This window comes from Serratia sp. AXJ-M (assembly GCF_046531865.1).
GTDB classification, from domain to species: Bacteria; Pseudomonadota; Gammaproteobacteria; order Enterobacterales; family Enterobacteriaceae; genus Serratia; species Serratia liquefaciens.
The window spans coordinates 1,395,854-1,408,884 of record NZ_CP059394.1 but is presented as its reverse complement, the minus strand read 5'-3'; the positions used below and the strand labels follow the sequence as shown (position 1 = coordinate 1,408,884).

At 55.1% G+C, this 13,031-nt stretch carries 14 protein-coding genes; 9 read left to right on the top strand and 5 right to left on the bottom strand.

The genetic code is table 11. From position 1 onward, the window contains the following. Positions 1-148: 148 nt before the first annotated feature. Positions 149-1,000, top strand: coding sequence for a DMT family transporter (locus tag H0S68_RS06615; protein WP_258090045.1), 852 nt, complete (start codon positions 149-151; stop codon positions 998-1,000). A 53-nt stretch (positions 1,001-1,053) separates the two neighbouring features. Here the strand turns inward: H0S68_RS06615 and H0S68_RS06610 are convergent, their stop codons facing one another. Continuing rightward, positions 1,054-1,644 carry a Yip1 family protein gene (locus H0S68_RS06610; RefSeq protein WP_020825776.1) on the bottom strand — a complete coding sequence of 197 codons (591 nt, stop codon included), beginning with the start codon at positions 1,642-1,644 and terminating at the stop codon, positions 1,054-1,056. Between the two features lie 204 nt (positions 1,645-1,848). Between H0S68_RS06610 and H0S68_RS06605 the strand changes: the two genes are divergently transcribed. The 8 genes from H0S68_RS06605 (at position 1,849) to H0S68_RS06570 (ending at position 9,035) form a co-directional block, all read left to right on the top strand. Further along, positions 1,849-2,319 (top strand): acyltransferase, encoded by a 471-nt coding sequence (locus H0S68_RS06605; RefSeq protein ID WP_115059540.1) that lies wholly within the window; start codon positions 1,849-1,851, stop codon positions 2,317-2,319. Beyond that, entirely contained in the window at positions 2,316-2,858 is a 543-nt protein-coding gene (locus H0S68_RS06600) for a GNAT family N-acetyltransferase (RefSeq protein ID WP_046374208.1), read from the top strand. The genes H0S68_RS06605 and H0S68_RS06600 overlap by 4 nt, the downstream gene beginning before the upstream one ends. A 103-nt stretch (positions 2,859-2,961) precedes the next feature. Then, complete coding sequence (locus tag H0S68_RS06595) at positions 2,962-3,798, top strand: DUF1460 domain-containing protein (protein WP_048761308.1); 837 nt, start codon at positions 2,962-2,964, stop codon at positions 3,796-3,798. A gap of 189 nt (positions 3,799-3,987) precedes the next feature. Beyond that, entirely contained in the window at positions 3,988-4,800 is an 813-nt protein-coding gene (locus H0S68_RS06590; RefSeq protein ID WP_116690963.1) for a MetQ/NlpA family lipoprotein, read from the top strand. 346 nt (positions 4,801-5,146) lie between these two features. Next, positions 5,147-5,761 (top strand): 2OG-Fe dioxygenase family protein, encoded by a 615-nt coding sequence (locus H0S68_RS06585; RefSeq protein ID WP_104410908.1) that lies wholly within the window; start codon positions 5,147-5,149, stop codon positions 5,759-5,761. Further along, positions 5,758-6,987 carry a cysteine desulfurase-like protein gene (locus H0S68_RS06580; protein ID WP_116690964.1) on the top strand — a complete coding sequence of 410 codons (1,230 nt, stop codon included), beginning with the start codon at positions 5,758-5,760 and terminating at the stop codon, positions 6,985-6,987. The genes H0S68_RS06585 and H0S68_RS06580 overlap by 4 nt, the downstream gene beginning before the upstream one ends. A 287-nt stretch (positions 6,988-7,274) precedes the next feature. Continuing rightward, entirely contained in the window at positions 7,275-8,300 is a 1,026-nt protein-coding gene (locus tag H0S68_RS06575) for a MerR family transcriptional regulator (RefSeq protein WP_410529253.1), read from the top strand. 198 nt (positions 8,301-8,498) lie between these two features. Further along, positions 8,499-9,035 carry a GNAT family N-acetyltransferase gene (locus H0S68_RS06570; protein WP_130015939.1) on the top strand — a complete coding sequence of 179 codons (537 nt, stop codon included), beginning with the start codon at positions 8,499-8,501 and terminating at the stop codon, positions 9,033-9,035. 219 nt (positions 9,036-9,254) lie between these two features. On the opposite strand, the gene H0S68_RS06565 is transcribed toward H0S68_RS06570, so the two are convergent. The 4 genes from H0S68_RS06565 to H0S68_RS06550 all read right to left on the bottom strand — a co-directional run bounded on the left by H0S68_RS06565 (position 9,255) and on the right by H0S68_RS06550 (position 13,030). Next, positions 9,255-10,175 carry a DUF808 domain-containing protein gene (locus H0S68_RS06565; protein ID WP_046374213.1) on the bottom strand — a complete coding sequence of 307 codons (921 nt, stop codon included), beginning with the start codon at positions 10,173-10,175 and terminating at the stop codon, positions 9,255-9,257. Positions 10,176-10,433: 258 nt separating this feature from the next. Further along, positions 10,434-10,931: a GlcG/HbpS family heme-binding protein gene (locus H0S68_RS06560; RefSeq protein WP_129940096.1), complete on the bottom strand. Its 498-nt coding sequence runs from the start codon at positions 10,929-10,931 to the stop codon at positions 10,434-10,436. Positions 10,932-11,090: 159 nt separating this feature from the next. After that, positions 11,091-11,711: a response regulator transcription factor gene (locus H0S68_RS06555; RefSeq protein WP_020825762.1), complete on the bottom strand. Its 621-nt coding sequence runs from the start codon at positions 11,709-11,711 to the stop codon at positions 11,091-11,093. Next, on the bottom strand, positions 11,711-13,030 hold the full coding sequence (locus H0S68_RS06550; protein WP_130015937.1) for a sensor histidine kinase: 1,320 nt from the start codon (positions 13,028-13,030) through the stop codon (positions 11,711-11,713). Before H0S68_RS06550 ends, H0S68_RS06555 begins: the two co-directional genes overlap by 1 nt. Position 13,031 lies beyond the last annotated feature (1 nt).

The following is a 13,031-nucleotide window of genomic DNA, read 5'->3' as shown; positions in this document are numbered from 1 at the left end:
TTACCGCGGTAGCCGCTTACCCACCACACGCCGTGGTTGTGCGTTAAGCCAAACCGAATTTCTCACCTCCAGCTTTCCTTGCTTTGCGCTCAGGCGTAGAACGCCGCGCGTGCTGGAGCTTGTTATTTTCACGACAGGTGAAAACAAAATGCGATTGATTTCTCACTGGGCCAACGCCGGCCTGGCTACGCTATTCGTTCTGCTCTGGAGCAGCGGCGCAATTTTCTCGCGCTGGGGGTTGGAGCATGCTTCCGCCTTCGCTTTTCTCTTCTTTCGTTGCGCCATCGCACTGGCGCTGCTGTTGGCTATCGGCCTGTGGCAACGGCAGTGCTTGCCGGCTCCCGGCACCCGTCTTCGGGTGGCGCTGATCGGTCTGCTGATGATCGGCAGCTATCAGATTTGTTATTTGCTGGCGCTGGAACAGGGCATTACCCCCGGCGTGTTGGCGACGCTGCTCGGCGTTCAGCCGATACTCACCCAGTTCATTACCGAACGCCGCTGCTCAGGGTTGCGCGGCTTGGGCCTGCTGCTGGCGATGGCCGGACTGACGCTGGTGGTGTATCAAAGCCTGATGATTGCCCACTTCTCACTGGTCGGTATGCTGTGCGCCTTTATCGCGCTGGGCTGCATGACCGCCGGGACTTTGCTACAAAAAGGGCTTAGCCAACCGCCGCTGGCGGTATTACCGCTGCAGTATGCGGTTGGGCTGCTGATGTGTACGCTGGTGCTGCCGTTTGAACCGCTGCGGGTCGATTGGGGCCTGGCATTTGTTCTGCCGCTGCTGTGGATGGCGGTGGTGATTTCGGTGTTGGCCACCTTCCTGCTGTACCGGCTGATTCAGCGCGGCAATCTGGTGCAGGTTACCAGCCTGTTTTATCTGATCCCGGCGGTTACCGCCCTGCTGGACTATCTGCTGCTCGGCCACGCGCTGGCGGCCATTAGCATGCTGGGCATGGCAGCCATTCTGCTCGGGGTGATGCTGGTGTTTCGCCAACCTTAAATAGCAAAAGCCCCTCACGCCAGGCCGGCGTGAGGGGCTAACACTCAATCACTTCAGAACAACCAGGAACCATACCCCCACAGCAGCACCGTAACCCCAAGCAGTAACTCAAGCAGCAGGATGCCGATGGCAAAGGTAGAGCTGGAGAAAATAAAACCTTCTTTACTGTCGATATTCAGGAAGTGAGGTATGCCCAGGTTCAGCAGATAGCCTGAATAACACAGGCCAATCACGCCGACAAACAGACACAACCACACCACGGGATATAACGCCACGATGCCGCTGAGGAACATCGGGGTGGCGACATAACCGGCGAACACCATGCAACGATGCAAGCTGGGACGAACCTCATAACGGCGCGCCATCCAGTGGATCACTTTCCCCATGATAGCTACGCCTGCCAGCATCAGCAGGTAAAACGCGACCGCCGTATAGGAAGCCGTAAACATATCGAGCCGGATAGCGTGCCCTTCGCCGGAAAGCCAGCCCAGTTGGGTGGTACCGATAAACGCGCAGATCACCGGGATCAACGCCAGCAACAGCACGTGGTGGGTGTAAAGGTGCGAGACGCTTTCGTTCTCGCTTTTAATGTGTTCGAACTCGGTGCTTGGATGCGCCAGAAGTCCCCAAACATGATTAACCATGAGACACCTCCTCCATCGCCGTAGGTCGCGATCGGCGAACGAATTTACCCCTCTGACGGATTGCTAACCGTGCGAGGATTGCGGCCACGGGGCTCTCTCCCCTGTACTAATTATAGTCTTTCGCTGAAAAAACGTTCAGAAAGCGCAGACGCGGCGGCAGTTTGTTTTATAATTCCCGCCTGCTTATCCGCCGTGAGGAATGCCATGTCATCCGCCATCAAGATTCGCCAGGTCGGCATCGTCGATGTCGACGCCGGGCAAAATGTCACCGTCGTAGAGCCCTGTAATCTGTACGGCTGCCGACTCGGTGACGGAGTGTTCGTCGGCCCCTTTGTCGAAATCCAAAAAAACGTCAGCATTGGCGCCCGCAGTAAAATCCAGTCTCACAGCTTTATCTGCGAATATGTCACCATCGGCGAGGACTGTTTTATCGGCCACAACGTGACCTTCGCCAACGATCTGTTCAAAGGTGGCGCCCCCAATGCCGATCCGGCAAGCTGGGGCCGCACACGGATTGGCGACGGCGTCTCCATCGGGTCCGGCGCCACGGTACTGGCGGTGGAAATCTGCAGCGGAGTGGTGATCGGCGCCGGTGCGGTGGTCACCAAAAACATCACCCGCAAGGGGATTTACGCTGGCAATCCAGCCCGCCTGCTAAGGGAACTGACCCCATGAGCGAAGCGATTCAAATTACCCCGGTGACCCAGTTGCCCGACGGATACTTGACCGGCTGCGACTTCAGCTTTCAGATTGCCCACTACGCCCAACCGATTTTCAACGCGCCGATTGACAGCTGGCCGCTGCTGCCGGTGACGCCGTTTCGCAAGCACTACCCGCTGGCACCGTTCGTCAATGATGAAAGCGAAACCTTTCTGGCGCGTCATCGCGGGGAGGCGGTCGGCCATATCACGCTGAGCAATAACTGGAATGGCTATGCGCTCATCGAGGAGATTGTCGTCAGTGCTCATGTGCGCCGACTCGGCGTCGCCACCGCGCTGCTGGAGAGCGCACGACTCTGGGCGCAACGTCACGAAACCGCCGGGCTGATGCTGGAAACGCAAAACACCAATTTGCCTGCCTGCCGCTGCTACCAGCGCTTTGGGTTTATCCTCGGCGGCATCGATCATCTGCTGTATCGTGCTCAACCTGATATTCCCGATCACGAAATTGCCCTGTTCTGGTATTTGCCGTTTAACAGCGAAATCGGGTATTAAGCGATCGCCGAACGTTGAGGCTATGTTTAAACATTAACCATCCTGGCCATGGTGAGAACTGTTATCATTTCTACGATCACAAGCCGAACCATTGGAGGGTAAAATGTACAAGGTAGTTTCAATGATATTGGCTATTGCGCTTAGCGGTTGTGCAGATAAAATTCCGGTCGGGCAAACACCTGAACCCATCACTACCCCACCTGCAGATCTCAAGGCCAGCATGGACAACGACACGTTAAACAAACTCAATGAGCTTCTCGCCCTGCGCGCCAAGGCAACGCCCGAACAACGGCAGGATAACGGCCGCATGATCGACCTGCTGTCGCGACCTTTCCTCGGCACGCCCTACGTCGCCAACCGGCTGATTGGCTCGCAGACTACGCCGGAAGAACTGGTGATCGACTTCCGCGGTCTGGATTGCTTCACCTACATCGATTATGTCGATGCGCTGCGCCAGGCCAACAGCCAGGCTGACTTTGTACAGCGGCTGATTCAAATCCGCTATGCCAATGGCGATATCAGCTTCCTGAAGCGTAAACACTTCTTCACCGACTGGTCGCATCAGGCCAAAACCAACGTAACGGACGTTACAGCCACGCTCAGCCCGCATGCCGTGACGCTGGTGAAAAACCTCAATCAAAAATCAGACGGCAGCAGCTATCTGCCAGGGCTGAAAAACGTTCGACGCAGCATTACCTACCTGCCCAGCGAGGCGATTGACGACAAGGTTCTTGCCCGGTTGCATACCGGTGATTACATCGGTATTTATACCAACCTGGCCGGTCTGGACGTCACCCATACCGGTATCTATATCATGACCGAAAACGGCCCAGTATTGCGCAATGCCTCGTCGCGTAAAGAGAATATGCAGGTGGTGGACTCGCCGTTTATGGAGTACGTCCAGGCTACGCCAGGCATCGTGGTGCTGCGCGCCAAATAACATTCCCCTCCCCCTTCAGGCTTTGCGCTTGCCGCTAACGGCGTAGCGTTTTGCAAGAGGGGGATTTAAAACTTCCCGTTATGAGCTATAAGCGTTTGTGCTGAGCAAGCGTTTGACTTCCCCGCAGGTTCAGGCTTAGCTAGCAGCACAAAACCAACTGATTTCATTGTTTTTTTCAGGGAGCACTCGATGACAAAAAGCTGGCGTTATACCCCTCTGCTGGCGGCGTTTGCCGCGGTGCTGGCACTGCAGGGCTGTGAACAGAAAACCGATCGGGATCACATCAAGGTAGGGGTCATCAACGGCGCGGAACAGGACGTAGCGGAAGTCGCCAAGCAGGTGGCGAAAGAGAAGTACGGCCTGGATGTTGAACTGGTCGGTTTCAGCGGTTCATTGCTGCCTAATGACGCCACCGACAAAGGTGAACTGGATGCCAACGTTTTCCAACACCGGCCATTCCTCGAACAACAGAATAAAGATCACGGCTACAAACTGGTGGCGGTAGGCAATACCTTTGTGTTCCCGATGGCCGGCTATTCGAAAAAAATCAAATCGCTGAAAGAGCTGCAGGACGGCGCGGTTATCGCTATTCCGCTGGATCCCACCAACCTCGGCCGTGCGCTGCTGCTGCTGGAAAAAACTGGCCTGATTAAGCTGAAACCGGGCAAGGGGCTATTGCCGACCTCACTGGATATCAGCGCCAACCCGCATAACTACAAGATTATGGAGCTGGAAGGCGCACAGCTGCCACAGCTGCTGGATGATCCGAAAGTCACCGTGGCAATCATCAGCACTACCTACATTAATCAAACTGGCCTGACGCCAACCAAAGACGGCATTTTCATCGAAGACAAGGATTCGCCGTACACCAACATCATCGTGACGCGTGAAGACAACAAGGACGCGCCGAACGTACAAAACTTCATCAAAGCCTACGAGTCGGATGAAGTGGCCAAAGCCGCCGAAAAGATCTTTAACGGCGGTGCGGTCAAAGGCTGGTAAAACAGCGCTCTACTGGCGAGCACCTGTGCAGGTGCTCGCACTTTTAATCTCTCCCCAAGTTCAGTCCCCTACCTTCGCCGCGCTCGGTCCGGCAGCCAGTCAAAACCATTCCGCAGCTCATTACAGCCCCGAACGCCAGCCTCACCGCATCGGGTAAACCATCGGCCGCGCAACACCCAACATTCTCTGCGTTCATCCCCGTTTACAGCCACATTTGCGGGGCGACGGCCAAAAATTGCTTTGGCAAAAGTGTCGACTACAATTCAATCGAAATACCTCCCTACAAAGTCATCATTCAATAATATTAGAGGTGATTATGTTACAGAAACACGAAAACGTAATAAGTATGACTACGCTTAGCCGTCAGGCCACCCAACAATTAACGCCGTCGTTTTCTGCATTGCCCCATACGCAACACGCTGACGGAAAATACCGCTTACGGCGCTATTCGGTAGTCAAACATCTCAATGGCCATGTGGTAGAGGTTGGCCAACGCAATTTCGTGCAGTCCGATGAGATCAATCACTTCCAGGGCAACGTGGTACGCCATTTTGAACCCATTGATAGCGACGTGTTGCAAAGCGCCGGCATGGATGAAATGTGTAATCTATTCGCGGAAAGTAATGATTTACCCGAAGGCGCGGAGATAGAAATTCACCAGATGCGCGTGGTCGCCATTCATAATGAAACGCAGGTAGCGCCGGAAGGGATCCATCAGGATGGTTTTGATCATATCGCGATGATTGCTATTCATCGGCAGAATATTGTCGGCGGCGAAATCATGTTATACGCCGATAATCACCAGCCTCCCTTCTTTAAAAAAGCGCTGGCGGACGGCGAAGCCGTTTTACTGGCGGACAGCAAGTTATGGCATAACGCCACGCCGATCAGCGCCATTGTCCCGGAAGAAGAAGGACACCTGGATATCTTTGTCCTGACTGCCCGCGGAGAAAAAGCATGACCTTTACGCCCGAACTCGCCAGAGCCCAGTTTAGCGCGCTGACCCAGCATTATAACGATCAACCGGTGATCTTCTTCGATGGCCCTGGTGGGTCTCAGGTTTCACGAGGCGTACTGGAAAAAATGACGGACTACCTGGGGAAATATAACGCCAATCTGGGCGGGCACTATTTTTCCAGCCACGTGACCGGCGAAGTGATGAATAATGCCAGGGAGTCGGTGCGCGCCTTATTAAACGCGCCGACGCCCGATAACATCATTTTTGGCATGAATATGACCTCGCTGACATTCCATCTCAGCCGAATCATTAGCCGTCACTGGCAGGCCGGCGATGAGATTATCGTCACCGAACTGGATCACTACGCCAATGTCTCCAGTTGGCAACAGGCGGCAAACGATAAACAAGTCACCGTGCATCAAATCCCCCTGCAACAAGCAGACTGTTCTTTGGATGTTGCCCGACTGTGCGAACAGATCACCGCTAAAACCCGTCTGGTGGCGGTGACCTACGCGTCCAACGTTACCGGCAGCATCGTCGATATAAAAACCATCACCGAAGCCGCTCACCGGGTCGGCGCTCAGGTTTATGTCGATGCCGTGCACTATGCCCCACACAATCTGATCGATGTGCAGGCATTGGGCTGTGATTTTTTAGTGTGCTCCGCCTATAAATTCTTTGGTCCGCACATCGGCATGGCCTATATCGCGCCGCAGTGGTTACAGCGGCTGCAACCCTATAAAGTCGAACCGGCTACCGACGTGGGGCCAGGACGTTTTGAGACGGGTACTCAGAGTTTTGAAGGGCTGGCAGGAGTCACGGCAGCCGTTGACTACCTGGCGCAATGGGGAACGCCCGGCGCGTCCTTAAGGCAGCGTTTGCAGGAAAGTTTTGCCGACTACCATCGCCATGAAGAGAACCTGTGCCGTTATTTTTTGCAGCGCTTACAGCAAATAGACGATGTGCAACTGTACGGTTCCCCTCAGGCGGATTGCCAACGCCGCACGCCCACCTTTGCACTGACCTTTAAGCGACATGCCCCCGAACAGATTGCGCGCCGATTAGGCCGGCACAATATCTGCGTCGGCAGCGGGCACTTCTATGCGCAAGGCTTAATCCAACGGCTGAACCTGCAAGACAGCGGCGGCGTATTGCGTATTGGGATGATGCATTACAACACCCTGCAGGAAATCGACACGCTGTTTGAGCTGCTCGTTAGCGAAAGGTAGCAGCACATAGATCCACAAAGCCCAGCCCCCTGCTGGGCTCATACTACTGACCCCCCTGCATATGGGTTAAGTCGGTAAGGGTCGAACATGTTCACCCGATTTAATCTGTTGATTATGTAATAGGGCGCAGCATGCAGTGCCCCTACTACGAAACAACAGAGCACTTTGCTAATGTTCCCTAAGGCAAACGCCCTCCTCCGTTGCCAAAAATATCCTTAACTCCGCTATTGACCCTCACGCTACGTCAGGTTTTAGTATCCCGGAACGCACAAGGGAGGAGCACACCGATGTTATTGAAAGTGGGTGAACTGGCCCGCCGTTCCGGCATTACCGTCCGGACGCTGCATTATTACGACAGCATTGGCTTGCTGGTTCCTTCTGCGCGTTCCGACGCCGGGTATCGGTTATACAACCGGGCTGACATCACTCGCTTGCACCACATTCAGGCATTGCGCCGAATGGGCGTCTCGTTGGCAGAGGTCGGGGCAATTTTGGCGCGTTCGGGGATGGCGCTCACTTCGGTGATAGAACAGCAAATCGTCATGCTGGAGCGGCAGTTGGAACAGACCGCCGCGCTGCGCGATCGTCTGCAGCATATGCATGCTCAGCTCACCGCCGGGGACGAACCGGAACTGAACGACTGGCTGACTACGTTGGAGTTAATGACCATGTACGATAAATATTTTACCGCAGACGAACTGGCCCAATTGCCTTTCTATCAGGCCGACCCGAGCCGCAATCAGGAGTGGGCCGAGTTGGTCAGCAGCATGCGCCAGTTGATCGATGGCGGCGTTGAACCGCAAGCGTTGCAGGCTCAGGCGCTGGCGCGTCGTTGGATGCTGATGCTGGAACGCGATACGGCGCGTAATCCGGCGTTTCTCACCCGACTCAACGCCATGCATGCCGATGAGCCCGCGATACGCGAACAAACTGGCATTACCCCGGCTATGACCGACTATGTGACCCGGGCATTCGCCGAAACCAAGCTGTCAATCTACCAAAAATACCTGTCGGCGGAAGAATACGCCCATGTACGCCAGCACTACTTTACCCGCCTGCAGGAATGGCCGGCACTGCTCGCCCAGTTCCATCAGGCGCTGAATGAGGGCATACCGCCAGAGTCAGCGCGGGCAAAACAGCTGGCAGCCCAATGGCTTGAACTGTTCCAGTCCTACGCCGGTCCCCACCCGGCCACCCAGATGAAAATCCGCCAGGCCATGGAGCAGGAACCGACGCTGACGGAAGGCACCTGGCTGACCCCGCCGCTATTACGCTACCTGCAGCAGGCGGTAGCGCACTTCATGCGCGGCTAGCCCGGTTTTTTCCCCCGTCCGAATGCTGCTCGCAGCGGCTCCCGGCGCATGGCGAAGATCGTCATGCGCCATTTTTTCGTTTCGCGGCCGGGTATAACTTTTTTTTATCTTCAGCATAAGAAAGCCCAATTTTCCTTGTCGCCAGGCGCGGCGCATAATGCGCTTATCTTCTGATTTCCAAGGTAAACATGAATCACTATGCCCCACACCGCTCCGCTGATCCTCACCGACGCTACGCCGGACGACATAGCCGCCATCCAACAGATTTACGCCCATCACGTGTTATTCGGCGCCGCTTCGTTTGAAGAAACGCCCCCCACGCAGGAAGAAATGCGGCAGCGGCTGAGCAAAGTGCAAGAGGCCGGGCTGCCCTGGCTGGTGGCCAAGCGGGATCATCTCGTCGTGGGCTACTGTTACGCCACGCCTTATCGACCGCGTCCAGCCTATCGATTCACCGTGGAAGAATCGGTATATATCGCCGAAGGGCAACAGGGTCAGGGCATCGGCAAAGCGTTACTGATTGAGCTGATTGCCCGCTGCGAGCAGGGGCCGTGGCGCCAAATGTTGGCTGTCGTCGGCAATGCCGGGGAAAACCATGGCTCGCTGGCTTTGCATCAAAAACTGGGGTTTGGCAGCGTGGGGACGCTAAAGGCGGTAGGGTTTAAATTGGGTAAGTGGCGCGACACCCATATCATGCAGCGTGCGTTAGGCGAAGGTGGCGACAATCCCCCCTGATGGGCTTGCAGCGAGCAATTTGCGAATTATCGACTACAGTAAATAATGATTTCATCAGGTTAGCGAAAACTCGCGCCGTCATTCAAATCAATTGGGAGAGACGAATGAAAATCATTCTGTGGATTGTCGCTATTATCTTTATCGTTGGCCTGCTCACCATCACCGGCGTGTTCAAGCTGATCTTTTAAATGACCCCGCGCCGAGAGGCGCGGGATTAGCTTAGGCCTTTAAACGTCCCCGGATCGCCCCCAGAGCCGAAACCACCAGCAGGACTACGCCGCCGGCAACCAGACCAAACACCACGTTGAGCAAGGCGGGAATCACGCCCTGCAGGATCTGACCGAAGGTTGGCACCACGGTGGCGTACGACGCCCAGTCCTCAAACAAATGATGTACCGGCGGCAAGCCATGGGTCAGGATACCGCCCCCGACCATAAACATGGCGATGGTACCGACTACCGACAGGGTCTTCATCAGATAAGGCGCAGCACTGACAATACCGCTGCCGATTGAGCGGGCCAGCGCACTGCTTTTACGGCTCAGATACAACCCCAGGTCGTCGAGTTTGACGATGCCGGCCACGATGCCGTAAACCCCCACCGTCATCACAATCGCGATACCGCACAGCACAATCACCTGCTGGCTGAAGGTCGCCCCGGCCACGGTGCCCAGAGTAATGGCAATAATTTCGGCCGACAGCACAAAATCGGTGCGGATAGCCCCTTTCACCTTGCGTTGTTCATAGGCCGCCACGTCTTCATTGGCGTTCAGCGCCTCTTTATTCTCTTCCCCATCCTGTTTTTTGTGGGTCAGGCTGTGGAACACCTTCTCGAACCCTTCGTAACACAGGTAAGCCCCACCCACCATCAGCAGCGGCGTGATCGCCCAAGGGGCAAATGCGCTGATCAGCAACGCCAACGGCACCAGGATCGCCTTGTTGATAAACGAGCCCTTGGCCACGCTCCACACCACCGGCAGCTCGCGATCGGCCTTTACGCCGGTGACCTGCTGCGCGTTAAGTGCCAGATCGTCTCCCAATACCCCGGCGGTTTTTTTCGCCGCCATCTTGGTCATCAGCGAGACGTCGTCCAGCAGTGAGGCAATATCGTCGATTAAAGTCAGTAAGCTACTTCCAGCCAAAGTGGTTCATCCTTTTCATATTCACGAGTCACGATCTCTTCGTCGAGATTCATACTACAACATTAATGATTGTCGATTTGCTAATGAATATTTTAGTGGAGAAATAACGATTGGGAGGAGAGACGGGGGATAAACAGGAAGTATTGCTGGATGAATGCCCAAGTGGTTGCAGCAAATCATCCAGTGGGTGAAAGCGTATAGCCATGCCGGTCATCAGGTTAACGCCCCCTAAGAAGCGGCGGTAACCGTTAAAAAAGATCACCCGGCATTCAGGCTGCTCTGGTTATTTTTCAAGGCTTCCAGCGCGCACTGCTGATCAAGATCCCCGCCCGGTGCCCCACCAATGCCAATGGCACCGATGACCATGTCCCCAGATTTCACCGGTACGCCACCTGCCAGCAACAGGAAGCCCGGGATATCGCGCAGGTTTGCCGCCCCTGGGTTAGCCTGAGCATTCTTCATCACGTTTTCCGTCGGGTTTTTGGTGCTGAGGGCGGTAAACGCCTTCATGCGACTGGCTTCGATCGTATGCGGACCGGCGTTATCCATTTTCTTGATGACAAGCGGGGTACCGGCGCGATCGACCAGCGTAACGGCGACGTTATAGTTTTTCGCACTGCAGGCCTGAATAGCGCTCTGAGCCAGTTTATCGGCCAGGTCGAGGGAAAGGTTTTTTTCACTGAGAACGCCGCCGGCCATGCTGGCGAACGACGTCACGCTGCTGAGTAAAATGATGCTTGAAATGATGATTTTCATACTGGCTTGCTCCTTGCTTGTCCCTTGTGGATATCAGGAATAGTAAAAGGTGCAGCCGCAGCACACTATTGGCGTGATTACCTACGCGATTAAGTAATTTTACCTAGAATGCCCTTGGGACGGGACTTGCGCCCCATTTTCATCAATAACAAAGCGTTGTTACATTTTTTTCAGCAGCGCCAGCTCGCCATATTCGTTCATCAGTTTGGGCAGAGAGTTGACGTCCAGCTTGGCGAAGATATTGGCCCGGTGGGCCTCCACGGTGCGCGGCGACAGTGCAAAAACGCGAGCGATCTCCTTGCTCGAATTCCCCTGCATAATGTGCTCAAAAATATCCTGTTCGCGAGCAGTCAACGTAGCCAGCCGGTGTTGCATCAGGCGTATTTTTTGTTGCCGCTCCTGCAAGTTCTGCTGCTGTTCCAATGCGCTGCCGACCACTTCGAACAGTAAATCGGCGTCGATCGGTTTGGTCAGGAATTCGAAGGCGCCGTTTTTGAAGGCCCGGCGGCATAAATCAATGTTCGCGTGCCCGGTCATGATGATCACCGGGATCGCCAACCCTTGCCGTTGCCATTCCTCCAACAGCGTCAGCCCGGTTTTGCCCGGCATCCTGATATCCAGCAGCAGACAGCCGGTTAAGCCATGCAGCTCACCGACGCCTTGCTGAAACGCCAGTGCACTGCTGTAAGTACGGGTTTGCCAACCGACGGTACCCAGCAAGGCGCTAAGCGAGGAGAGAATGGCCGGTTCGTCGTCAATAAGGTAAATGGTTTGGTTCATCATCTCTCCTCAGGGTGTATCGGTAACCAGAGTCGGAAGCAGGCCCCTTGCCCGACAATATTCGTCGCTTCGATGGTGCCGTTAAGACGTTGGATCAGCGTATCCGTCAAGGCCATTCCCAATCCTATGCCCTGGGCGCGCGTGGTGAAAAACGGCATAAATACATGCTGTAGAGCCTGTTCCGAGAGCCCTGGGCCACCGTCAGTCAGGGTTAAAGCAATCCCCTCGTCGGTGGCCGTGGCTGCCAGGTTGATCCAGGCCGTCCCGACAGCATTATTTTCTTGCGCCTGAATCGCATTGCTGGCGATGTTGTGCAGAATTTGCTCTATCCACAGCGGCGGAGCAAACAGCCTGGGCAAATTGTCAGGAATGCTGCTGTTAATTTTGACTTTATTGCCCCGAATTTCATTGTCCAACAGCGTCCTCACCCGGGCCCAGAGTGCGCCCAGCGCGACGGGTTGATAATCGACTCGCTCACTGGTCAGCTTCTGACGAAATTGCTGCAGCAATGCGTCGGTGCGCTTGATCTGAACCACGGCGGCCTCAAGCAACTGCGGCAGTTGTTCGGTGTGCTGTTGCCGAACCAGGCGCAAGGCCGTTTGGTTGTAACTCAAAATCGCGGTGAGGGGCTGGTTAAGTTCATGCACGATACCGGCGGTCAGTTCGCCCAGGGTATTGAGCCGTGTGATTTCGGCGTAATGGGCACGCAGATCGGCGATATCTCGCCGCCGACGGTTGGTTCGATATTGGTTAATCAAGTAAAGCACCAGTCCCCAGAACAATGCAGGGGACAGGATCAGGGGCCAGGGCAGCGTAGCCCAGTTCGGATCGTCACCGGCGGCCAGCACAAAAGGCTGCGAATGGCTGGCTATCACCTTTTCCCATTGCCAATAGTAGGAAGCCTGCGCCGCCCCGCGCTCAAATAAGGTCTGACCGTTCCAACGCACCACCAGGTGCCGGAAGCCGTTTTCTCCCACCAATTCGTTCATCAATTGGTTCAGATCGATCAACAACGACTGGTTACCGGCATTGAGCCAGTAGCGCCCATTTTGTTCCACTACGATGAGCCGTCGCGGTTCAATACCAGGATGAGAACGCCAATGGATGATTTGCGGAAAGATCCTCTGCACTTCCCGGCTGTATTGGCTGGCCGGCAATAACGGAATGATGGCGTCGTGCTGTGAAAGCTTCACCGTCACGTCGCGATAAAGTATACGAAAATCAGCGCTTTTCTCTTCGTACTGCTGCTGCAAAAAATAGGCTGTCAGCCCGCCGCTGGAGAGCAGAGCCAACGCTAACCAGCCCATTATCTTGAACATA

Coding starts and splice junctions, on each gene's coding strand:
- H0S68_RS06615 (WP_258090045.1), top strand. CDS start 149: ATGCGATTGATTTCTCACTGGGCCAACGCCGGCCTGGCTACGCTATTC.
- H0S68_RS06610 (WP_020825776.1), bottom strand. CDS start 1,644: ATGGTTAATCATGTTTGGGGACTTCTGGCGCATCCAAGCACCGAGTTC.
- H0S68_RS06605 (WP_115059540.1), top strand. CDS start 1,849: ATGTCATCCGCCATCAAGATTCGCCAGGTCGGCATCGTCGATGTCGAC.
- H0S68_RS06600 (WP_046374208.1), top strand. CDS start 2,316: ATGAGCGAAGCGATTCAAATTACCCCGGTGACCCAGTTGCCCGACGGA.
- H0S68_RS06595 (WP_048761308.1), top strand. CDS start 2,962: ATGTACAAGGTAGTTTCAATGATATTGGCTATTGCGCTTAGCGGTTGT.
- H0S68_RS06590 (WP_116690963.1), top strand. CDS start 3,988: ATGACAAAAAGCTGGCGTTATACCCCTCTGCTGGCGGCGTTTGCCGCG.
- H0S68_RS06585 (WP_104410908.1), top strand. CDS start 5,147: ATGACTACGCTTAGCCGTCAGGCCACCCAACAATTAACGCCGTCGTTT.
- H0S68_RS06580 (WP_116690964.1), top strand. CDS start 5,758: ATGACCTTTACGCCCGAACTCGCCAGAGCCCAGTTTAGCGCGCTGACC.
- H0S68_RS06575 (WP_410529253.1), top strand. CDS start 7,275: ATGTTATTGAAAGTGGGTGAACTGGCCCGCCGTTCCGGCATTACCGTC.
- H0S68_RS06570 (WP_130015939.1), top strand. CDS start 8,499: ATGCCCCACACCGCTCCGCTGATCCTCACCGACGCTACGCCGGACGAC.
- H0S68_RS06560 (WP_129940096.1), bottom strand. CDS start 10,931: ATGAAAATCATCATTTCAAGCATCATTTTACTCAGCAGCGTGACGTCG.
- H0S68_RS06555 (WP_020825762.1), bottom strand. CDS start 11,711: ATGAACCAAACCATTTACCTTATTGACGACGAACCGGCCATTCTCTCC.
- H0S68_RS06550 (WP_130015937.1), bottom strand. CDS start 13,030: ATGTTCAAGATAATGGGCTGGTTAGCGTTGGCTCTGCTCTCCAGCGGC.